Origin of the sequence: Enterobacter wuhouensis, assembly GCF_035835995.1 — a bacterium.
In the GTDB taxonomy this organism is placed as follows: domain Bacteria; phylum Pseudomonadota; class Gammaproteobacteria; order Enterobacterales; family Enterobacteriaceae; genus Enterobacter; species Enterobacter wuhouensis.
This window is the reverse complement of the sequence record NZ_CP142124.1, coordinates 1,038,138-1,060,792: the sequence shown is the minus strand read 5'-3', so window position 1 is coordinate 1,060,792 and position 22,655 is coordinate 1,038,138. Positions and strand designations below refer to the sequence as shown.

Here is a 22,655-nt window from a genome sequence, read left to right as displayed (position 1 = left end):
TGCACGGGCCTACAATGAACGGCGTATTATTGCCGCATGTAGGCCGGGTAAGCGCAGCGCCACCCGGCAGTTCATCGCTTGCTCATCGCCAGCTTTGCGGCAAACAGCAGGAACACGACGCCGGTTGTTCGGTCCATCCACTTCACCACGGCAGGCTTTTTCAGCACATCCGCAGCATATCCCGTCGCAATAATCAGCGTGAGTGACCAGAGCGTGCCGATCAGCACATGAATCCCGACCAGCAAAAACGTCCAGGCAAAAGGCGAATGTCCTGCGGGAATAAACTGCGGGAGAAACGAAACGTAAAAGATGCCCATTTTAGGGTTCAGGACATTCCCTAACATGCCGCGCAAAAAACCGTTGCCGCTGCGGGCACGGCCTTCTGCTGAGAGGGAAAACTGCTGCCGCGGGCGAAGCAACAGCTGGAGGCCTAGCCAGCACAGATACGCTGCACCACACCACTTTAGCAGCGAGTACGCGACTTCAGAGACGGCCAGCAGCGCGCCCAGACCAAACGCCACTACTGCCCCCCAGATAAAGCAGCCGGTATCAATCCCCAGCGCGACGTGTATGGCTTTTTTACTGCCATCAGCGGCGGCGGTTCGCAGGATTAAGGCTGTGTCGAGGCCGGGGGTGAGCGTCAGAAGCGTGGCAGCGAAGGTGAATGCAAGAAGGGCATCGGTGACGGACATGCTGTTTCTCCGAAAACGCAAAGCGTAATGGGAAGTTAACAATACCGCAACAAAAAAAGACCCGCATCAAGCGGGTCTGTCTGTTTACGAGCATGAATTCAGGTTCAGAACGACCAGCGCAGATTCGCGTTAACCGCGTTGACGCGGGTATCCGCACCATATTGTCCCTGATAGCCCACGTCCAGCGTCGCAGCCCGAGACAGCTGTACGCTCACGCCGATATCGCCCACCATCACGTCCTCATCGACGGCCTGACCCTGAGTAATGAACGCGTCGCTGCCCGCAAACGCCATGCGCGATGAGGTGTTCTTATCGCCGTAGGCGTGCTGCCAGCCCAACGAACCGTAGAGGTTAACGTTCTTCGGTAGCTCGGTCACGCCGCGCACCCCGAGGGTGGAGTAGAAGGTGTTCATCGTGTCGTTACGCACGCTCAGCGCGGCGGCACCGCCGTCTTCCCTGAAGCTGTCGGTATGCAGTCGGATGTACGATAAATTAGCGAACGGCTCGATATTCATATCCGGCTGGCCGAAACGGTAGCCCGCCTCGGTGAACGCCAGCAGCGAGTTGGCGTCGTAATCCGACTTCAGCCGATCCGAGAAGCCGCTGAAATCAACATTGCGCTCGCCTTCGATCTTGTGCCAGGTGTAGCCCAGCGCGCCGCGAAGGGAGAACGCATCCTGTTGTCCAGCCGCATACAGGCCAAGGTGGTAGTTGTCGGTATCCGTTGAGGAACGACGGCTGTCGACGTCGTAATCACCGCGGCTGTAGCCGAAGTAGCCACCGACACGCACGCTATGGTCCGCCAGCTTGCGATCCGCCCCCAGCAGGAAGCCGGTGGTGTTGCCGTCCAGCTTGCCCACGTTACCGTCGCCGCTGTTTCGGCTCCAGGAGCTGAAGGTCTGGCCCCAAACGCCGTTGTTTTGCGGCTCCGGCTGCTGCACCAGCGACATCGCTAACGGGGATATTGCCAGGCTGTCGTTATCGAACGCGCGCTGCATGCGCTGGTTTAACACGTTAAACACCTGCGTGCTGCCGGCGATCAGGTTGGACTGCATCGACGGATAAACTTCACCGGACAGCTGGTTAAACGCCTCTCGCGCTTCCGGCGCGCTCAGCGCCAGCAGGGAGTTGTACAGCGCCAGCGACGGGCCGCTTTGCGTCAGCGTGGAGAGCGCGCCGGCGGTATTCCACTGGTTGCTGCTTTTGGCCACGGTCTGGAAAATCCCCGGCTTGCCGCTACCCGGATTTTCACCGCCCGGGTTCTCTCCACCAGGATTCTCACCGCCCGGATTCTCACCGCCGGGGTTTTCTCCGCCCGGATTTTCGCCACCAGGGTTCTCGCCGCCGATCTCTTTCTGCGCGATGGTCAGATCGACGGCGTTATTGCCCTGCTTGAGCGCCACGTCCAGGAAGGCGGATTTTGAAATCGCCCCCGCGAACTGGCCGTCAATTCCCCCGTCAGAGGTTAAAATGCGGTAGCTTTGGCCCGTTTTGTAGCTGGTTTGCGGATCGAGCGCGGTGACCTGAACTTTGGCCCGATCGCTGATGGTAGTTTTGCCCGAGACGAGCAGCCGATCGCTGCTGCCATCACCCGCAATATCAACGTCATAGAAGGATTCGCCGATAAAGTTCAGGTAACGTTTCAGGGTGAGCGTGCCAATGCCGCCATCGCCGGGCGAAATATGGCCGCCGGACAGGATCTCGGTCTGGCCGAGCGTGCCGTTGCCGCCCAGCGTACCGCCGGCCTTGATTGACGCAGCGCTGCTGTAACCCTGCCCGTTGTTAACGTCGGAGCCCGCCGTCGCGTTGAGGATCAGCGTACCGCCGTTCTCGGCGCTAAGGGTCTGAACATCAAAGATATCGTCTTCAGGCTGAGTGTTGATATTGCTGGCAATAATGACTTTGCCACCGCGCGCGGTCACGTTCGCCTGCAGTGCTGAAAGATCGCCGTTCAGCGTTGTCTGCCCGGCGGTATTGATCACCTCACCTTCACCGCTCATCGTGTTGCTAAACACGTAGTTAGCGTCGGTATGGTTAAAGTAGACATAGCTGCCGAACAGCCCGCCCCGCAGGCTGATTGCCGTCTTCGCATCGATGGTGCCCGCGCCGCCCGCCGCGCCCAGCGTCGGTTCGGTCAGGCCGGTTCCGGTATCCATATTGCCGCGGCTGCCGATTATCAGCGCGCCGCGGTTCGAGCCGGAGCTGGTCGTGCCTAAGACCAGCTCATTGCTGCCCGCGGAAAATGCACCGCCGTCAATGACCGACAGCACGCCGTTGCCATAGTCGCCCACGTTCACGCTGCTGGCGCTGGTAAAGCGCGAGTCTTTCCCGGCAATAACCAGTTCGGCGGTTTTACCTGCCCCGGAGACGCCCGCCACCTGCACGTTAGCAACCTTTACCGCCCCGCCGTTCAGCACGTCCATATCGCCATACAGCGTCAGCGTACGGCCAACGTTCCACTGCGAACCGGCACCGGTGACGGTGGCTTTGGGGCTCAGCGCGTCGGCTTCACCCGGCCCGGTACCATTGCCGATGCGCGCGTCGTAGGCTGTGCTGAGCACCGCGCCATCTTCAATCGCCAGCGTGGAGCGTGCCCCCAGATCGGTGCCGACGCTGAGAAAATTACTGGTCACGCGCGAGCCGCTGCCCGTGGCGATAAGGTGGCTGTCGTAGCCGCGGGTGGTGCCGACCACGATCTCCTTCGCGCTGGCCAGCGCGCCCTCTTCGACCCGCAGGGTGCCGAGGCCAAGATTCAGGTCGCCGCGCAGGACATACTGGTCGTTCACCGCGTTAAGCTCGGCATTGGGTCCACGGACCGTGACCAGGCTTTCATAAATTTGGCCGTTGAACAGTCGGCCAATATTGATGTTATAGGCGGTGATTTTACCATTATCGATCAGCAGGTTTCCGCGCTGGTTACGTCCAACGTAAACATCTCCGGTGTAGCCCAGCGTTTCGGTAATACGCGAGTCGCCGTCAAAAATTGCATCGGCTGCGCGGGCGAAATCGGCAGGTGAAAGCAGTAGCAGCGGCGCGGAAAATAACGCGAGGTAAAGTCTGGAAAGCGGTGTCTTAACCGCTAAAGAAGGCGATGTAGAGTTATTCACGGGCTATCTCCGTACTCATTAGCGTGATGTCAGGAAAATCGTTTTTATATGAAAACTCAGAGACGTCAGAAAATGTAAAAGGCGTTATTTATCTACGCCTTTTGATGTGAAGTTATTTATTTGTGTGTGACGACGGGTGTACAGGTTGGCGCGCTCAGCGTCGGTGCCGATCCTAAAATCCCCGGCATCATCATTGACGAGCAATCAAAAATCCGCCCTTTTTCCGTCGTCGCGCGATAAGAGAGATTTTGTCCGCCGAGTGCATCAGGCTGGGCGCCATTAACGTTGGTTACGGTTATTTCATCGGACGAGCCCAGGCCCAGCATTTTAGCGGTTTCCGCCTGCAGCAGCGGAATAGCCTGATCTGTTTTCAGCGTGGAACAACCGGCCAGCATCATTGTAGCGGTTAAAACGATAAGCGTTCTTTTCATAAATTATCCTTTATATCCAACCAGTTAATATCTCTGATTGTATTTATGTTTTCTATCACCCAAATGTGCGATTAATATATTTCCCTTTCCTATTCGAAAAAACCCTCCTAAAGTAGGGTGGGTAGATAATAATTCATCCGTACTCTTAGTTATGCGAAGGTGAAAGGAGATTCCTTTGGGGCAGAATTATGCGTTGGTCGTTGATGACCATCCATTGGTAGCAAGCGGCATCGCCAATTTTCTGATTACGCATTGCCGATTTAAGCAGGCGTGCGTGGTGACGAATGAGGATGATTGCTACCGTCAAATTAGGGATAATGGCCCGCCGCGCTTGCTGGTAATCGATTTTTGGCTTTCGTCCGGCACGGCGTTGAAATTACTGAAAGAAGTGAAACAGCTTTACCCACAGGTACGACTCCTGGTGGTCAGCGGAGATGATAACAACGATATCTGGCAAAAAGTTCACGCCTCCGGAGGGCATGGTTTCGTATTGAAAAGCGAGCCGCCTGAAATATTCTCACGGGCCGTTTTCGCACTTACTGATAATCTCACCTGGTTTCCCGAGGGGAACGATTTATCCGTAAAGGCGAATAACGAGAAGTTAAGTAAATTTAACTTAACGCCGCGACAAATTGACGTGTTAAATATGATTATGCGCGGCCTGCCAAATAAACGAATTGCCGCACAGCTTTCAATTTCTGAGCCCACGGTCAAAGAACACATTAGCAATATCCTTAAAAAGATAGGCGTTAATAGTCGGGTAGAAGCCATCACCCTTCTGCATGGCAAGCGGGAACCGTCGGAATGAGGTTTTTCCAGAGCTTACAGAACGAAGGGATCTCTCCGCCCGCGCAGATCCGTTTGCTAAACAATACTTTTCTGCGGCTGGTGTTCAGCTTCAGCGCCGTGCCTTTTGTCGGCATTCCTTTCGCCATCTGGATAAATTTGCTGGGCGACGATCTTGGCCCAACCCTTACCTGGATAATCATTTACCTGCTATGTGCCGTGGCGATCCGAATATTGCACCGACGCTACCGGCGCGAAGCGAAAGAGCAGGATGAAGAGGACGTCCTGCGCCGCTGGCTTCCACGCATAAATAAGATCGCTCTTATTCACGGGCTGGGGATTTCATCCCTCTATTTAATTACCCCGCAGACGCAGAACTTTGACTTTTTCCTGCTCCTGAATATCAGTATTGCCGCTATCGTCGCCGCCAACGCGACGCATCTGACGCCGGTCATCAGCACCTTTACGCGCTTTTTCTTCGCCTCCTGGGGCGTACTGAACCTCGGCATCATCTGGCGGCTGGACGATCTGATGTTCATCGTGCTGATGCTGAACCTGCTGTACGGCTTCGCCATTTATCGCCATGCGTTAACGTCGCATGCGTTCTTCATTCAGCAAGCGCTGCTTGAAGAGCAAAGCTCACGCCTGGCAGAACAGTTCCGACAGGCCAAAGAGGAAGCGGAGCAGGCGCTGCTGGATAAAAACCAGTTCCTGACGACAGCCAGCCACGACCTGCGCCAGCCGGTACACGCCATGGGTTTTCTGATCGAAGCGATTATCCACCGAAACCGGGACGACAGCCTGACCCCCCAGCTCCTTGACCTGCAGCAGAGCGTCCGCTCGGTGCATTTGATGTTCAATTCCCTGCTCGATCTCAGCAAGATTGAATCCGGGAATGTGCTCACCGCCCCGACCAAAGTGGACATTGGCGCCCTGCTCGACTCGGTGATCACGCTGTTTCGCGAAGAGGCCAACAGCCGCGCCCTGCGGCTGCGCATGTGGCGGCCTAAACGCCGCATCTACGTGATGGGCGATCCGCTGCTGGTGCGACAATCCATGATCAACCTGGTTCAAAACGCCCTTCGCTATACGCAGCAGGGCGGCGTGCTGGTCGCCATCCGGCCGCGCGGCGGCGATTGCCTTGTTGAGGTGTGGGACACGGGCGTCGGCATCGCCGACGACGAGAAAGGCAAAATTTTCTCGCCCTACTATCGGCCCGAGCTGGCATGGAAGATCGACAGCGCCGGACACGGGCTAGGCCTGGCGGTGGTTGCCCGCTGCGCCAGGATGATGAAGGTGAAGTACGGGATGCAGTCCATTGAGGGCAAAGGTTCACGATTCTGGATGCGCTTCACCCGCTATGCTGGCGAAGACGTCTCGCAGGATTCCCCGCCCGCCTGTGACAATACCGCCCCGCCGGTACGCTATGCTCCGCTGCACGGCTCCTGTCTGGTCGTCGATGACGACCCGCTGGTGACGTCCGCCTGGGAGAGCCTGATGAGCATCTGGGGAATCAACGTGCGCTGTGCGGCCTCCGCTGAAGAGGCGTTCGCCATCATCGACGACGGCTTCACGCCGTTCGCCGTGCTGTGCGACCAGCGCCTGCGATCCGGTGAGAGCGGCTTCGACATCCTGAAAGCGCTTTTTGAACGCCTGCCGGACATGAGCGGCGCGATGGTCAGCGGCGAGTTTAACTCGCCGGTTCTGCTGGAGGCGGAGCAGGAGGGATACATGGTGCTGCGCAAGCCGCTGGAGCCGGCTAAACTGCATGCGCTGCTGACGCAGTGGTGTGGGTGTCGTGGATAAAAATGTCGCTATGCCATTCCCGGGAGGACAATGAACCGCCGTCATTTTCTGCTAGGCCTTGCTGCGGCAACGGCAACAGCCCGATTTTCCTTTGCCTCTGACACGCCGGATGCAGGGGTAGAGACCGCGCTGTGGAAAGGTGTTCCGCCGGGCGGCGGTGGGCCTAAAGGATCGCGCATGTATACATCTTCTGGTGCGTTGCACACTATCTCGATACCGAGCCTGAGTATGCTCGCCCCCTCCTCACCTAACGGACGCGCGGTGTTAATTGCAGCCGGGGGAGGTTATAAGCGTATACAAAACCGTAAAGAGGCCATTCCCGCCGCACGGTGGTTGAACGCGCGCGGATTTACCGCGTATATCCTGAACTATCGCCTGCCCGCCGAAGGCTGGAACGATGGAAATCTGGTGGCACTGCAGGATGCCCAGCGCGCGTTGCGGATTATTCGCCAGCGAGAAAAACACGTTAGCGTGTTGGGATTTTCTGCAGGTGGGCACCTGATGGGCATGACGGCCACACGATTTGACTATCGCTCGTATCCTGCGCGGGATGAGATTGATAAATTAAGTGCCAAACCTGACGGTGCAGCGCTGATTTATCCGGTGATTACCCTTCAAAAACCTTACACCCATACCTCTACGCACAGAATTCTGGTGGGACCGCACGCGTCTGCGGCAGAGGAGTATGCAGGGTCGGTGCAGAATTACGTCACAACTACTACACCACCGTGTTTTATCGTACAGGCAGAAGACGACCCGCTTTCCGATCCCCACAATTCGTTGATTATGGCTGAGGCGTGCAGGGAGCATGGCGTCCCGGTTGAGATGCATAGGTATCCGACGGGCGGACATGGTTTTGGGATGGGGAAGCGGGGAACGGAGACGGTGGACTGGCCAGACGAGTATGGAAGATGGCTGAGGGGGTGATGGTGATGGTCCCCCCTTTTATATTCAGGCGGTGTGTCGCTCATTCCATGCATCTGCAAACTGGATGTTGCCGTCTACGATACGCCACGTGATTTTTTCATATTGCATACTGACGCTTTCAACATGATTCATCTTATAGTTGCCTGGCATTTTGACGTTGGCAACCCCGCAGTTAACGCCAGTGATCTTCACATTTTCCATCATGACCGTGTAGTAACTCACTTCCTGACCAGCGTCATTTATGTGATAAAACTTAACTTCTGCGCTTTTCAGCGTCTGGCCAGTCGCAGCAGCGCGGTATAAATAGGGCGTGGAGCTATCAACCTCTTTTTCAATCATCATTGATGAGTGCTGGCGTGTACCGGTTATTTTTCCACTCATGCTATCCACGGGGAGATTAATCCCGTGGCTAAGGCCAATGATTTCTATGCTACCTTCACGATCTTTAACATCAACGGAGCCTTTTATATCAGCGCCACCGTCGTCTTTTAGCCACATATAGGGAGGGGTTGGCATTTTATTTCCTCATATATTTTATTGATTTCATAATAAAAAGATATACTATTGTCGTCACAAAAAATGCAACGACAATATCAACGTCATCGAATAAATCATATAGTGTCTCAATATTATCTTCCCCATATATTACTTCACTCCACTGGGATGCCACCTCAATATTAAGAAAGTGCTCTGCCTTAGGCATAAGACCATAGCAAAGAATAAAGCATATTATGTACAGAATTTTTTACCTGTACGAAGGACAAATGTTTTTATAGCCATTTGCTACGACCTCAATCCATCCTTGAGCCAGTAAGGATTTCATATCAGGAGCTAAATGAGTGTAGAGAAAATGCAATCAAGCCAGCAATGTTTACAGGTAATTTTAAGATTATATAAGCATCATTATTGGTTGATTTACTTAAAATTAATTAAAAAAAGAAAAAGATGTACAAGAAAGATAAAGGTTCAGAAAACGTGATGCTGGGATAAGGTGTGGGTTTGATATAATGCTTTTAATTAAATGATTCGATAATCGCTACCAACACAACAACACAATAAACTGAATTAATTAAAATTTCGATAAATAAGACTATACACATCGGCAATAACGTCCATTTTTTGAATCTAATCCTAACTAAGAAAAAGTTTTTTGCGTTTAACTGTTTACCTCGAACAATTATAATATTATGTCATTCAGTTAGGTTGTAATGAGTTGGTGTAGAGTGAATAGTCCACTTTTATCAAAGTGATTTTTGCTCATTCTGGATGTATAGGATCAAGCGATGCGCAGGGGGATAAAAAGTTTTTATAGATTTTGCTGATCACTCTGTTGACCTCTGGTTTTTTATAAAAACCTGTAAGTGATACACGGTGAAAAGAAGGTGAAGGGTGAATTGTTCATCCTGTGCCACTTAGGCAGCCAGTCGACGTAGCTTTCCTCTTTCAGCGATCGATTGTTCTGTATCCCCTGCTTTGTGTGCCACTTTTCATAATCAGGGCCGTACTTTTTCAGCATAATGGGCAGCTTCAGCTCGAACATTTTTAGCCTGAACACGTTCCTGTATTCTCAATCGGCTCCATGGCTTTCTGCAGTTACCCGGCTAGGAACTGATCACCACGCTGGCACTTCAGCTGACAGATTATAACGAACAGCTTTCCGCAGTAAAACAGAGCGCCATGCCGTACCCGGTAGATTATCTGCATGAGGCCCTATAAGCCTGGCTAGACGCAGATGAAAATTATTTATTCCGCTAAGGTAAGAGATATTTTAACGATCATCCGATACAGGCCAGACACGGCCTCGCGGGATGCTAATCGCGAGAAACTCACTCCCGGTAGAGGACCTGATTTACGCCCACCTAAGTACAGAGCAGGCCGCACTGTAGCACGCAATAATCCCCCGAATATTCCCTTTTTTTTCGAAATCAGCCATGTATCCTTAAGGTGCATGGCTTTTCTTGCAAATTTCTGAATCTTATTTCCCACCACTACGCCAGAAACGGCGCGACCTGTGCCGATTAATACACCTGCATAAAAACGGCCGTATGAAGCGGGCAGGAGAGGTGGGGAGAGCATTGCACTCCCCTAATATATTTAAAGATTTGGATTGTTTTTGAAAAACTGCCCTATTGTAGATTTAAAATTGACCATAACTGGATGTTCTTTATTCCTAAGTTGAGAAATTGTTTTAAAATATTTAGCATCAAACAACCTTAAAATCTCTGCGATAACTTTCTTCGTTTCAAGATCAATTGTTGCCTGATTATCTCTTGCATAGTATACAAAACTGCAAGCAACCCGGAATGGATAATGTCTATTGTTTTGATTTATAATTAAATTAGATGCAAATCTCAATCTTTCAATAATCTCTTTTGTATTGTCAACAAGATTAGCGGTTTCAATAACTAAACGTGCATACTGACAGTTAACCCAATCAAAATTATAACGACGATCTTTTGCTAAGGAAATGGTTGTTTCAATGTATGTCTTAGCATCATCATATTCTTTAATTGAAAGTTTTGCTATTGCGAATTGCAACCAGAAATGATGATTCCTACTATTATCAGAGTATAATCGCACCCTATCATAAAAATCATTTATAGTCACACAATTTTTTTCTCCAAACAACTTAAGCTGATTTGAAAAAACATTAATATCTTTCATTAAGTCATAATACTTTCTTTCATAAGAAGAGTATTGATTTAACTTTCCATAGAATTCAACTAAAAATTTTAGAAATTCATTTGGATTGGTTTCCACCTTAGCAGCTAAAATATGTTTAGCTAACACTGGGTTTTTTAAAACAACTAATCCTTGTGAGTTTTTTTCTAGTATTTGAGATGTTGTTTCATCCTTTAAATACTTAACTTTATCTATTCCCCTAGCAGAAGTTAGAGTTTGGATATCTATACTATCAAACTCGTAACCTAAATATGAGGCTATAGAACAAGCGAGCAAGCATTCTTCAAGCTCACTATCCTTTCGCACTTTACTTAATAACTCATTTATCCTTTCGGTAATTTGAGGCGCTTTTAAAATATCAGCTAAAATAAGAGAAATTTCTCTTCGGCAATTTTTAGCCAGATAATCAAATTTTTGTTTTTCATTCAAATTTGAACGTTCACCAAAAAGACCATTTGCCCCCATAATATTAATTACTGCAGTCAATTCTTCTTTGGTCAGGTAATTAACATCCACTTCAAAACTTGACCATCCGAGATCATCTAAATTTTCGACATATATCTCTTGCAGTTCAGTCCTACATGTAAGAATGATTTTGATATTATCGGTATTCATTGCTCCGAGCAACTGAAGAGTGGGAATATATCGATGGTAGTTTTCGATAATCAAAACGGGTCTTTTTTCTTTCTTTAAATTCTCTATCTCTGCAGATGTAATATCCTTGCTATTATTCAATGAGAATACTGTATAACCGAGAGACGTAAGGTGCTCCATAGCTCCCAAACAAAACATCGATTTGCCGTTTGCTAATTTTGAGTGGACAACCACGCAAGAGTATCTTTTTAAATCATGATCTAGATCTTTTATTTTTCTCCGGAAAATATAATAATTTGAATTTCCAGATAATATAGAATCTTTTATAGCAGATTGCTTCTCACTACCATACAAGAAAAGAGAAATAATATCTTTTGTTGTAACACTTGAGTCTGGTATAACTGAATCGTAACGATGTACATTTTCATATCTAAATTCTGACTTTACATCACCCAATACATTTAATGTATTTTCTAACCCATTTAAAAAACCAGCCACACCAATCTTCAGTATACTTCCATATTTGCTTAGTTTTTTTTGTAGACTTAAAGATGGTTTTTCTTCTGTTATGAAAACACATTTACGGTTAATTTCAGGATTTTCGACTAAAATTTTCTCAATATCAAGATCGTACAAAGAGTAACCTATAAAAAATACACGATCACACTCTCTCAAATCTGCGTTGAAAACAGTCTTCCATTTACTATTAGTAAACATTTGCGTCAAATAACTAGTTTCAGTCAACTTAAATTCACTATCAAACTTACTTAACTCCATCTTTTCTACGAAACCATTTAAATGAATACACGATATTTCTCCAGGTATCATTAGAGATGGCTCATCGTTTATTAACAAAGAATGGATGTTTACTTTTTGTTCCCTAAAAGTTTGCTCAATTAAATCATCATAGTTTGTGGTATAAAACCTTCGCCACTTCATTTTCGCTAATACTGAATAGTCAACGTTAGTAGTTTTAACTCTAAATGTATCAGATATTATTTTAAAAAGAGCTTCTTTACCAAACTCATCGATATAATCTTCTGAGGCCTGTTTAAGTTGGGGGCGTTCCTCATCATAATCTAATTTATCTTGGAGTTGTGTAGCTAATTTATCTGCACTAGGAAATCTTTCGTCTGCAGCATTTTTTGCTTCATAACTAAATCCCGCCCCCAAGAAGAGGAAACAGTTTCCCTTTAATGCATCATAGTAAATTTGTTCAAGTTCCATATCAAGTCCTGTTTACAAAAGTGTTAGAGTGCCATTCCATCATATTACGTTTTAAGAAAGATATTAAGCATGATTATACTTACCTATAATCACGTTTTTATCAATGTGACCTAGCTGGGTCTCTGTCTGACCCGACTCAAAGCCCTTATCGTATAAAATTGTTCATTAAGTATGCCAAAACTCATGCCCGGTTAATCGCCCAGCATAACCGATACATTTGATAACACGATTTATACTTGCTTCACTCATCGTTTTGTTCGGATCATCCCGCCCCGGAAAAACATAACGATAGTTAACAGTACCAGTCATTATCTTGAGCTCTTTGAGTAAATCTAACGCTTTATTGGATAATGGCACAAGATATGCCCTCCGCATTTTCATCCTTTTAGCGTGAATTTTCTAAAGAGCGTTATCCAGATCAAATTCTGCCCACAATGCAGCACGTTATATTATGTTTCTTACTCCCACAATCATAAGTAATTTAATGCAATCTGGACAAGATTACTCCCTATTTTACTATCTAAGGAGTGCATAAAATTGGGTATCCATCAGCTCTTAGGAACGGGAAATGATTGGATTGATGTACTTTGAGGGCGCAAGAGAGATCCGCTGCAGGGTTAAACTCAGCTCTTCCGGGGGCTATAGCATAGCGAAAAACCACTGAATAACTCTTCTGAACTCTCCACATTTTTTCTAACGCACAACATTTCTCAATTTTTAGCATTAGACTAATCAGTTCTAGCGGTTTAATTTCGCAGACTGGCCTTGTACTTACACACCTAACGCCATTGACTAACTTATCAAACGCGCTCTCAGATGCCGTTTGCAAAGCAATCTTCTGCTCTTTTCGAACCCCACTAGGTTTTTCCTGCGGCAATCAGTTTTCGGGCACCGTCACGACGCTCCTGAGCATCGGCCAGTCTGATCGTCGGATAAACATCAAGCGAGATCATTTTAGGCTTACCGGCAAAACAATAGCGGAATAGCCAACTCTGCTGCCATTAGGTTCTATTATCAGCGAGAGCCCTAGCTCGTCTCTAAGTGTATAGACTTTTGCTTCAAGCTTAGCGCGGCGAATCTTCATATCACTTAAAGGAACGTGTACAGGAATCCAAGACCGAACAGGAACATATACACAATCCTAAACACATTCCGTATCGGATTCTACTGGATGGTTACGGACAACGATGGACAAAAAATCAGTAAAATCTTTATAAATCAAGGTTATTATGGATGAATACGGACGTTTGGGGAAGTTGAAATGGTGCCGATAATAGGAGTCGAACCTACGACCTTCGCATTACGAATGCGCTGCTCTACCAACTGAGCTATATCGGCACTGAGAGGCCGGTTACGAGCGTAACCACGGGGCAAAAGGTTAGATCTAACCGGGTGATGCGTCAATGCCCTTTTGATTCAAACGGCTATTTTTGCATCACCCGCGTTTTATTTACGCACGAATCGTATCGTCGCCGAAGCCGATCCACTTGTAGGTGGTCAGTGCTTCCAGCCCCATCGGACCGCGCGCGTGCAGTTTTTGCGTGCTGACCGCCACTTCTGCTCCCAGACCGAACTGTCCGCCGTCGGTGAAGCGGGTGGAGGCGTTCACGTACACTGCGGATGAATCCACTTCGTTCACGAAGCGATCGGCATTGCGAAGGGTACGCGTCAAAATCGCGTCAGAGTGCTGCGTGCCGTGTTCACGAATGTGCGCAATAGCGTCATCGAGATCGGCAACCACCTTCACGTTCAAGTCCAGCGACAGGAATTCATCGTCATACTGCTCGGCTTTTACGGGAACCACGTTTGCCGGGCCGTCCTGAAGCAGCGCGAGCGCGTTGGCATCAGCATGCAGCGTCACGCCGCTCTCCGCCATCTGCTTGCTCAGCGCAGGCAGGAAGGCGTTCGCGATGCCCTGATGCACCAGCAGCGTTTCTACCGTATTGCAGGTGCTCGGACGCTGGGTTTTGGCGTTCACGATAATCTTCAGCGCCGGTTCAATCTCAGCGGTGTCATCCACCACGATATGGCACACGCCGATTCCGCCGGTGATCACCGGTATCGTCGACTGTTCGCGGCACAGCTTGTGCAGGCCTGCGCCGCCGCGTGGGATCAGCATGTCGATATATTTGTCCATGCGCAGCATCTCGTTCACCAGCGCACGGTCGGGGCTTTCAATCGCCTGCACGGCGCCCGCAGGCAGACCACACTCTTCCAGCGCCTGCTGGATGACGTTCACCGTCGCGGCGTTGGTACGCCATGTCTCTTTCCCACCGCGCAGAATGGCAGCGTTGCCGGTTTTCAGGCACAGGGAGGCGACGTCAACGGTCACGTTTGGACGCGCTTCGTAAATGACGCCAATCACGCCGAGCGGCACGCGGCGACGCTCCAGACGTAAGCCGCTGTCGAGCAGCCCACCGTCAATCACCTGCCCTACCGGGTCAGCGAGGCTGCAGACCTGACGAACATCGTCGGCAATGCCTTTCAGGCGCGCAGGATTCAGCGCCAGACGGTCAAGCATCGCTTCGCTCAGGCCGTTGCGGCGGGCTTCCAGCAGATCCTGCTCGTTGGCGAGCAGGATCTGCTCGGACTGTGATTCCAGATAATCAGCGATTTTTTCCAGCACGCGGTTTTTCTCACGGCTGGAAAGGAGCGCCAGTTTGTAAGAGGCGGCCTTCGCGGCGGCGCCCATTTGTTCCAGCATGTTCTGGCTCCTTAACGAATAATCATGTCATCGCGATGCACGGCAACCGGGCCGTACTCATAGCCCAGAATGGCGTCGATTTGCTGCGAGTGATGGCCCGCGATGCGGCGCAGCGCGTCGCTGTTATAGCGGCTCACGCCGTGGGCAATGTCGCGACCTTCAAGGTTACGGATGCGAATCACTTCACCACGCGAGAAGTTGCCTGTCACGCTTTTAATTCCTTTTGGAAGTAATGAGCTTCCTCTTTCCAGAATTGCGGCGGTGGCGCCTTCGTCCACGGTGAGCTCGCCTGCCGGAGGCGCACCGAAAATCCAGCGCTTGCGGTTTTCCAGCGGGGATTCCTGGGCGTGGAAGCGCGTGCCCACAGAGATGCCTTCCATCACGTCGCCAATCACGCCCGGGCGGCTGCCCGCCGCAATGATGGTGTCGATGCCGGCGCGGCAGGCTACGTCTGCAGCCTGCAGCTTGGTGCCCATGCCGCCGGTGCCGAGGCCAGAAACGCTGTCGCCCGCGACGGCGCGCAGCGCATCGTCAATGCCGTGAACGTCGGTAATCAGTTCCGCTTCAGGGTTGGAGCGCGGATCGGCGGTGAACAGCCCCTGCTGGTCGGTGAGGAGCAGTAATTTATCCGCACCCGCCAGAATGGCCGCCAGCGCGGAGAGATTGTCGTTGTCGCCCACTTTGATTTCAGCGGTGGCGACGGCATCGTTCTCGTTAATTACCGGAACAATGTTGTTGTCGAGCAGCGCACGCAGCGTATCGCGCGCGTTCAGGAAGCGCTCTCTGTCTTCCATGTCCGCGCGCGTCAGCAGCATCTGCCCGACGTGAATGCCATAGATGGAGAACAGCTGTTCCCAGAGTTGAATGAGCCGGCTTTGTCCCACGGCGGCCAGCAGCTGCTTGGAGGCGATCGTCGCGGGGAGTTCTGGGTAGCCCAGATGTTCACGCCCGGCGGCAATCGCCCCGGAGGTCACGATAACAATACGATGCCCTGCGGCATGCAGCTGAGCGCACTGGCGTACAAGCTCAACAATGTGGGCGCGATTTAGGCGGCGCGATCCGCCTGTTAACACACTGGTACCGAGTTTTACCACCAGCGTCTGGCTATCACTCATGATTCTCTGCCGTTCAACAATAAGGGAAAATGATGTTAATCAGACGTTTTAACAGGTGTGAGCCTCGTTGCCAACTGCCTTAACGGTTCGCGAAACACTTTGTTGCGCGGGATCAGGAAGCGTAGCGGCAGACGTTGACACTTTTATTACCGAAATAATAAATCACAGTTTTTTAAAATTATTCTTAGATTGTCATAAAACTTTCATTCCAGAACGATAAAACCCTTCCTGTTTTTTCACGGGACTTAAGCATGAGCTTATCGTCCAGCGAATTTTTAGCGCGTATATAACACTCAGGATTGAAAATGAAAAAGAGTACTCTGGCATTAGTGGTAATGGGCGTGGTGGCTTCCGCATCTGTTCACGCAGCTGAAGTTTATAATAAAAACGGGAATAAACTGGACGTGTACGGCAAAGTTAAAGCAATGCACTACATCAGTGATGATGATTCTAAAGACGGTGACCAGACTTACGTGCGTTTTGGCTTTAAAGGCGAAACGCAGATTAACGATCGGCTGACCGGCTATGGCCGTTGGGAAGCGGAGTTTTCCGGCAACAAGGCCGAGAGCGACTCCTCACAGAAAACCCGTCTCGCGTTTGCGGGTCTGAAACTCAAAGATTTTGGCTCCCTGGACTACGGTCGTAACCTGGGCGCACTGTATGACGTTGAAGCCTGGACCGATATGTTCCCGGAATTCGGCGGCGACTCTTCCGCGCAGACCGATAACTTCATGACCAAGCGTTCCACCGGCCTGGCGACCTACCGTAACACTGACTTCTTCGGCGCTATCGACGGTCTTGACATGACCCTGCAGTACCAGGGTAAAAACGAAAACCGCGACGCCAAAAAACAGAACGGCGACGGTTTTGGTACTTCTCTGACCTATGATTTCGGCGGCAGCGATTTCGCTATCAGTGGCGCATACACCAACTCTGATCGCACCAACGACCAGAACCTGCTGGCACGCGGTGAAGGCAAGAAAGCGGAAGCCTGGGCAACCGGTCTGAAATATGACGCGAACGATGTTTACCTAGCGGCAATGTATTCTGAAACCCGTAATATGACCCCAATTTCAGGTGGTTTTGCAAATAAAGCGCAGAACTTCGAAGTGGTAGCGCAATATCAGTTTGACTTTGGCCTGCGTCCATCCCTGGGCTACGTTCAGTCCAAAGGCAAGGATATCGAAGGTATCGGTGATGAAGATCTCGTGAAATACATCGACGTGGGCGCGACCTATTATTTCAACAAAAATATGTCTGCGTTTGTTGATTATAAAATTAACCAGATCGATGACGATAATAAGCTGGGCGTGAGCAGCGATGACATCGTCGCGCTGGGTGTGACGTACCAGTTCTAATCGTATGGAAATAAAAAAACCGGCTCGATGCCGGTTTTTTTTATTGTCGCGGATAAATGCGGTCTGGTGCCCTCACCCCGGCCCTCTCCCACGGGGAGAGGGAGAAGACCATCAGGCCGTCAGCTTAACCGCTTCGCTGGAAAAGTCATCCGCCGGTTCCAGCTTCAGATCCAGCGTTGCCAGCAAGGCGGTTGCCTTGCCGAGGTACTCTTTCAGCGTATGCTCCAGGCGGTCGATCACTTCCTGATCTTTGATCGGTGCAGCTTGCCAGTTCCCGTCTTTATTGAACAGGCCAAACTGGTAGCTATAGGTAAAGCGTTTTTCCTGTGCTTCCATTTCCATCCACCAGCCCCAAAACTCACGTTTTTCAGGTGCTGGCTTCACGTTGACGCAAACAGCCAGGCAGTCGAAAAAAAAGCGATTCTCTTCACACTGCTCTTCTCGAATATACGGGCCAAGAGCCATGAACTTCTTAATCAGTCTACTTTTCGGGTGTCCACTCGGTAACGTCATTGCGATCTCCTTTTGTGAAGCCACTGTTTTACCAAACCATCAAAATTTAGCAAACTATTAACACAATCTCTGAGCGATCCAGCGGGTAATCTCCCGTAACGCCTTGTCAAAATTCTGATACACCGGGCTGAACGGTACTTCGAGCAGTTTGCCATCCGCAGATGACGAAGTGATTAAGCGCGATTCTTCCTCCGGACTGAAAGGATCGTTTTTCCAGAAGCCTGACAGCATTGGCGTCGGGCACCGGCGCCCCAGCAACCCCTGGGTTTTTAACGAGTAACGGTTAAGTTCAATACGCAGCGCTTCGTCTGATGCATCATGCATGCCAAGGCGGCTCGCCAGCACGTCCAGGTACATTTCCGGCACGCTCCCCTGGCGGGCCGGATCGCTGAGCAGGGCATGTACCACCGGGCCAAGACAGGCCACCGCTTTCAGGCGGGATGACTCAAGGTAAGCCAGACGCACCGCGACGTTTGCACCGAAGCGGAAACCAAACGCCGCCACGCGGGTGTGGTCGACCCAGGGGATATTTTCCAGCGCTTTTAGCGCATGCTGGTGCAGCAGGCTCGAATCCTGAGTCAGCTTCCACTTCGACGAGAAGCCAATAGAAGGCATGTCGAGCGTCAGCATCGCGATCCCTTTTGGTGCGAAGTAGCGCTCATACAGGCTGTAATAGTCAATCTGCAGCGAATCCAGCCCACCGCACATCAGCACCGTCGGGAACGGGCCGTCGCCTTCAGGCATATGCAGGAACCCGGTGACGGGTGCACCGCCCGGTATCGTGAACTCAAGCTCGCGCATCTGGCCCGGCAGACGCTGCGCCGCCTCTTCATAGGCACGATTTGCCAGCGCCTGAGCCTGCTCTGCCAGTTCGTCCCCTTTCAGATGCGGGTAAGCAGCAATGGCGTAAAGATTGGCCGCATGCAGCCAGTGCTTCCCGCTAATCGCAGCATCTTCTTCCTGGCTAGCTTTCTGCTGCCAGAGCATCGCCTGCTTCGACCATTCGTAAATCCAGTTTCCGCCGCGATAGCCCACCACCGTATCGTAAAGTTCGCTGTCGGTCCGTTCAGATTCGCTCATGACGATACGCGCCTGCACGTCGAGGATTTCACGCGGATCGATTCCGCGCCAGATCCACATCAGGCGGTTAATCATACGATACCAGTGGGGCACGTTTTTGCCGTCTAACGCTGACTGCACGGAAGGCATGATGCCAGGGTTAAACCGACGCACCAGCGTCGACGTTTCAGGGTGCTTGAAACGGGGTTTGAAGAGAGTCTCGGTGAGATTCGCCTGCGTCATTGCGTTGCCTCCATGGATACGTCAGATGAAGACTATTGTAACGCGCTGCAGGCTAAAAAGAACAACGCCCGGCATAGCCGGGCGTGTAAAGTTACGTACTGGTATTAGCGGCCTGAAATAGGCGGTACGAAGACCACGCCCATATCCCATGGCTGTTCAATCCAGGTATCCTGCGGGATATCAATCACGTAATCGTCAACCAGTGGGCGACCAGCAGGTTTGGCGAAGATCGTGACGAAGTGCGCTTTTGGATACATTTCGCGGATAGCCACCGCGGTGCCGCCGGTATCCACAAGGTCATCAATTACGATGAAGCCTTCACCGTCGCCTTCCGCGCGCTTCAGCACGGTCAGCTCACGCTGGTTGTCGTGGTCATAGCTGGAGATACATACGGTATCGACATGACGAATACCCAGCTCACGAGCCAGCAACGCCCCCGGTACCAGACCGCCACGGCTAACGGTAATAATGCCTTTCCACTGTTCGGAAGGCATCAGACGCGCAGCCAGTTTGCGTGCGTGAATCTGCAACATGTCCCAGGTGACGACGTATTTTTCGCTCATGTGAAGTGTCCCAGCCTGTTTATATACGGCTTAAAAAGTGTTCGAGGGGGAAATAGGTTGCGCGAGATTATAGAGATCTGACGCACTAAAAACCAGTGTTTAGCGCCCTGAGCCTGAGTTTTTACATGCTTTATGCTACCCGCCGCCGGAGAAAGTGGTATTCTCAGAGGCATCTCGCAAGCCTGTCTTGTGGTAACTATTAACCTGCTAACCCTGTGACCTGCAACACTGTTTTGCAGCGCCTCGACAAGGAGACTTATCGTGTCTGAACTGTCTCAGTTATCTCCACAGCCCCTGTGGGATATTTTTGCCAAAATCTGCTCTATTCCGCACCCTTCCTATCACGAAGAACAGCTCGCCGAACACATTATGGGTTGGGCAAAAGAAAAGGGCCTGCACGCCGAGCGCGACCAGGTTGGCAACATTCTGATCCGTAAACCTGCCACCGCAGGCATGGAAAACCGCAAAGCGGTTGTCCTGCAGGCGCACCTGGACATGGTTCCGCAGAAAAACAACGATACCGTTCACGACTTCACCAAAGATCCTATCCAGCCGTACATCGACGGCGAGTGGGTGAAAGCGCGCGGCACGACCCTGGGCGCGGACAACGGCATCGGCATGGCTTCTGCCCTGGCGGTGCTGGCGGACGACGGCGTTGAGCACGGTCCGCTGGAAGTGCTTCTGACTATGACCGAAGAAGCGGGCATGGACGGCGCGTTCGGTCTGCAGGCGAACTGGCTGCAGGCGGATATCCTGATCAACACCGACTCCGAAGAAGAAGGTGAGATCTACATGGGCTGCGCGGGCGGGATTGACTTCATCTCTACCCTGCCGCTGTCCCGTGAAGCCATTCCTGCTGGCTTCGAGACCTTCAAGCTGACGCTGAAAGGGCTGAAGGGCGGCCACTCCGGCGGCGATATTCACTTAGGCTTGGGCAACGCCAACAAGCTGCTGGCACGATTCCTGGCTGGCCACGCGGCCGAGCTGGATCTGCGTCTGGTAGACTTCAACGGCGGCACCCTGCGCAACGCGATCCCGCGCGAAGCCTTCGCCACCGTTGCCGTGCCTGCGGCAAAAGCGGACGAGCTGAAAAAACTCTCCAGCGTTTATCTCGACATCCTGAAAAACGAGCTGTCTGAGAAAGAGAAAAACCTGACCGTCGTGCTGGAATCCGTCTCCACGGATAAAGCGGCGCTGACCGCGCAGTCTCGCGACAGCTTTGTTCAGCTGCTGAACGCGACGCCAAACGGCGTAATCCGCAACTCTGACGTCGCTAAAGGCGTGGTCGAAACCTCGCTGAACGTGGGCGTGGTCACCATGGCTGACGACAGCGCAGAGATCATCTGCCTGATCCGTTCCCTGATCGACAGCGGTAAAGAGTACGTGGTGAGCATGCTGGAATCTCTGGGCACGCTGGCGGGCGCGAAAACGTCTGCAAAAGGCAGCTACCCGGGCTGGCAGCCGGATGCAACCTCTCCGGTCATGGCGCTGGTGCGCGAGACTTACCAGCGTCTGTTCAACAGCACGCCGAACATTCAGGTTATCCACGCGGGTCTGGAATGTGGTCTGTTCAAGAAGCCGTATCCGGACATGGACATGGTTTCTATCGGGCCAACCATTACCGGTCCGCACTCGCCGGATGAGCAGGTTCATATCGAAAGCGTCGGTCACTACTGGACGCTGCTGACTGAACTGCTGAAGGCGATCCCGGTTAAGTAATGCCCTCACCCCAGCCCTCTCCCTGTGGGAGAGGGTGAACTCACCCACTTTTTTACAATCCCAATACCAGCTGTCGCTCCAGCTGCGGATCCAGCAGCGTGACGTGTAATCCCACCAGCCTGACCCCTCGCCCGCCTCGTCTTTCTTCCCACGCTTTTTTCGCCGTCGCAATAAGATCGTCTTTATTCAGACGCGGCCAGACGTGTTCCTGCGTGGTCTGCTGGAAGTCGTTGAATTTTAATTTGATACCCTGACGGGCAATGAGAAGGTCCGGCTTCACCTTGATTAAGCGTCGTTCCAGCTCAGGGTAAAGCTGTTCCGTGATAATGGTTTCGCAGTCCGCCCAGTCATGAATGTCTTCGATGAGGGTTCGCTCAACCCCAACGGACTTCCGCAGCCGTTCGTTGTTAACGTCACGATCGTCAATGCCCTGGCTGCGCTCCCACAGCACGCGGCCAAACTTCCCAAACCGCTTGAGCAGCATGGCGAGATCGCTTCGCTGCACGTCTTCGCAGGTGCGTAACCCCATGCTTTCAAGCTTTGCGGCGGAGACTTTACCCACCCCGGGAATTTTGCCAAGCGGCAGCGTTTTTAAGAATGCAGGCACCTCATCCGGCGTAATGACGTACTGGCCGTTGGGCTTATTTAAATCGGAGGCGATTTTGGCGAGAAACTTCACCGGCGCCACACCCGCAGACGCCGTCAGATTCAGCTCGTTGAAAATCGTCTGGCGGATCTCCTGCGCCATCAGCGTGGCGGAGCCGTGGCAGTGCACGCTGTCGGTCACATCAAGATAGGCTTCGTCCAGAGACAGCGGTTCAATCAGGGAAGTGTAACGAGAAAAAATCTCACGAATATGCACGGAGGCTTCTTTGTAGGCCTCGAAGCGGCCAGGTAAAAGCGTGAGATGGGGGCAGAGTTTCAGCGCCGTCGCCGTCGGCATCGCGCTGCGCACGCCAAATTTGCGCGCGGGATAGTTGGCGGTGCTGATCACACCACGCTGAACGCGGCTGCCGCCAATGGCGATGGGAATATCCCGCAGCGCCGGGTTGTCACGCATCTCCACTGCGGCAAAAAAGCAGTCCATATCGACATGGATTATTTTGCGCATCGGTCACACCACACATGT

General features: G+C 51.5%; 17 protein-coding genes, 1 tRNA gene and 2 pseudogenes. 6 read left to right on the top strand and 14 right to left on the bottom strand.

Annotation, left to right across the window (positions count from 1 at the left end):
- Window positions 1-71: 71 nt before the first annotated feature.
- The 3 genes from VPX56_RS05070 to VPX56_RS05060 form a co-directional block, all read right to left on the bottom strand.
- Window positions 72-692 (bottom strand): LysE family translocator, encoded by a 621-nt coding sequence (locus VPX56_RS05070; protein WP_131633343.1) that lies wholly within the window; start codon window positions 690-692, stop codon window positions 72-74.
- A gap of 104 nt (window positions 693-796) precedes the next feature.
- Window positions 797-3,799, bottom strand: a complete 3,003-nt coding sequence (locus VPX56_RS05065; protein ID WP_326470269.1) for an autotransporter outer membrane beta-barrel domain-containing protein — start codon at window positions 3,797-3,799, stop codon at window positions 797-799.
- Between the two features lie 116 nt (window positions 3,800-3,915).
- Window positions 3,916-4,230 (bottom strand): putative periplasmic lipoprotein, encoded by a 315-nt coding sequence (locus VPX56_RS05060; protein ID WP_326470267.1) that lies wholly within the window; start codon window positions 4,228-4,230, stop codon window positions 3,916-3,918.
- A 175-nt stretch (window positions 4,231-4,405) separates the two neighbouring features.
- Here VPX56_RS05060 and VPX56_RS05055 point away from each other — a divergent pair, with 175 nt between their 5' ends.
- From VPX56_RS05055 to VPX56_RS05045, 3 genes are read left to right on the top strand one after another with little or no spacing between them, the layout of a single operon-like run.
- A complete protein-coding gene (locus tag VPX56_RS05055; protein WP_131633346.1) occupies window positions 4,406-5,038 on the top strand; it encodes a response regulator transcription factor in 633 nt (210 codons plus the stop codon).
- A complete protein-coding gene (locus VPX56_RS05050; RefSeq protein ID WP_326470265.1) occupies window positions 5,035-6,822 on the top strand; it encodes a hybrid sensor histidine kinase/response regulator in 1,788 nt (595 codons plus the stop codon). Before VPX56_RS05055 ends, VPX56_RS05050 begins: the two co-directional genes overlap by 4 nt.
- 30 nt (window positions 6,823-6,852) lie before the next feature.
- On the top strand, window positions 6,853-7,749 hold the full coding sequence (locus VPX56_RS05045; RefSeq protein ID WP_326470263.1) for an alpha/beta hydrolase: 897 nt from the start codon (window positions 6,853-6,855) through the stop codon (window positions 7,747-7,749).
- 24 nt (window positions 7,750-7,773) lie between these two features.
- Here the strand turns inward: VPX56_RS05045 and VPX56_RS05040 are convergent, their stop codons facing one another.
- Both VPX56_RS05040 and VPX56_RS05035 read right to left on the bottom strand, forming a co-directional pair.
- Entirely contained in the window at window positions 7,774-8,265 is a 492-nt protein-coding gene (locus VPX56_RS05040; protein ID WP_326470261.1) for an Hcp family type VI secretion system effector, read from the bottom strand.
- 829 nt (window positions 8,266-9,094) lie between these two features.
- Window positions 9,095-9,313 (bottom strand): annotated as a pseudogene (locus VPX56_RS05035) (hypothetical protein); the annotation flags it as partial.
- Window positions 9,314-9,481: 168 nt separating this feature from the next.
- Between VPX56_RS05035 and VPX56_RS23005 the strand changes: the two are divergent.
- The gene (locus VPX56_RS23005) at window positions 9,482-9,721 is read left to right on the top strand and encodes a phage polarity suppression protein (protein ID WP_370968218.1); all 240 of its coding nucleotides are present in this window, start codon (window positions 9,482-9,484) and stop codon (window positions 9,719-9,721) included.
- A gap of 122 nt (window positions 9,722-9,843) precedes the next feature.
- On the opposite strand, the gene VPX56_RS05030 is transcribed toward VPX56_RS23005, so the two are convergent.
- The 5 genes and pseudogenes from VPX56_RS05030 to proB form a co-directional block, all read right to left on the bottom strand.
- The gene (locus VPX56_RS05030) at window positions 9,844-12,252 is read right to left on the bottom strand and encodes an SIR2 family protein (RefSeq protein WP_326470259.1); all 2,409 of its coding nucleotides are present in this window, start codon (window positions 12,250-12,252) and stop codon (window positions 9,844-9,846) included.
- A 66-nt stretch (window positions 12,253-12,318) separates the two neighbouring features.
- Window positions 12,319-13,336 (bottom strand): annotated as a pseudogene (locus tag VPX56_RS05025) (tyrosine-type recombinase/integrase); the annotation flags it as partial.
- 178 nt (window positions 13,337-13,514) lie between these two features.
- Window positions 13,515-13,590: transfer RNA gene (locus VPX56_RS05020), tRNA-Thr, on the bottom strand.
- A 112-nt stretch (window positions 13,591-13,702) separates the two neighbouring features.
- The gene (gene proA / locus VPX56_RS05015) at window positions 13,703-14,956 is read right to left on the bottom strand and encodes a glutamate-5-semialdehyde dehydrogenase (RefSeq protein WP_326470257.1); all 1,254 of its coding nucleotides are present in this window, start codon (window positions 14,954-14,956) and stop codon (window positions 13,703-13,705) included.
- An 11-nt stretch (window positions 14,957-14,967) separates the two neighbouring features.
- Window positions 14,968-16,071, bottom strand: a complete 1,104-nt coding sequence (gene proB, locus VPX56_RS05010) for a glutamate 5-kinase (RefSeq protein ID WP_131633377.1) — start codon at window positions 16,069-16,071, stop codon at window positions 14,968-14,970.
- Between the two features lie 305 nt (window positions 16,072-16,376).
- On the opposite strand from proB, the gene phoE reads away from it, so the two are divergent.
- Entirely contained in the window at window positions 16,377-17,429 is a 1,053-nt protein-coding gene (gene phoE / locus VPX56_RS05005) for a phosphoporin PhoE (protein ID WP_263611503.1), read from the top strand.
- A gap of 111 nt (window positions 17,430-17,540) precedes the next feature.
- On the opposite strand, the gene crl is transcribed toward phoE, so the two are convergent.
- From crl to gpt, 3 genes are all read right to left on the bottom strand, one after another.
- Window positions 17,541-17,942, bottom strand: a complete 402-nt coding sequence (gene crl, locus VPX56_RS05000; protein WP_131633379.1) for a sigma factor-binding protein Crl — start codon at window positions 17,940-17,942, stop codon at window positions 17,541-17,543.
- Between the two features lie 57 nt (window positions 17,943-17,999).
- Window positions 18,000-19,244 carry an esterase FrsA gene (frsA, locus tag VPX56_RS04995; RefSeq protein WP_131633380.1) on the bottom strand — a complete coding sequence of 415 codons (1,245 nt, stop codon included), beginning with the start codon at window positions 19,242-19,244 and terminating at the stop codon, window positions 18,000-18,002.
- Between the two features lie 104 nt (window positions 19,245-19,348).
- Window positions 19,349-19,807: a xanthine phosphoribosyltransferase gene (gene gpt, locus VPX56_RS04990; protein ID WP_326470252.1), complete on the bottom strand. Its 459-nt coding sequence runs from the start codon at window positions 19,805-19,807 to the stop codon at window positions 19,349-19,351.
- 261 nt (window positions 19,808-20,068) lie between these two features.
- Here gpt and pepD point away from each other — a divergent pair, with 261 nt between their 5' ends.
- On the top strand, window positions 20,069-21,526 hold the full coding sequence (gene pepD, locus VPX56_RS04985; protein WP_326470250.1) for a cytosol nonspecific dipeptidase: 1,458 nt from the start codon (window positions 20,069-20,071) through the stop codon (window positions 21,524-21,526).
- Between the two features lie 52 nt (window positions 21,527-21,578).
- Here pepD and dinB read toward each other — a convergent pair whose 3' ends face one another.
- A complete protein-coding gene (dinB, locus tag VPX56_RS04980; RefSeq protein WP_326470248.1) occupies window positions 21,579-22,637 on the bottom strand; it encodes a DNA polymerase IV in 1,059 nt (352 codons plus the stop codon).
- Window positions 22,638-22,655 lie beyond the last annotated feature (18 nt).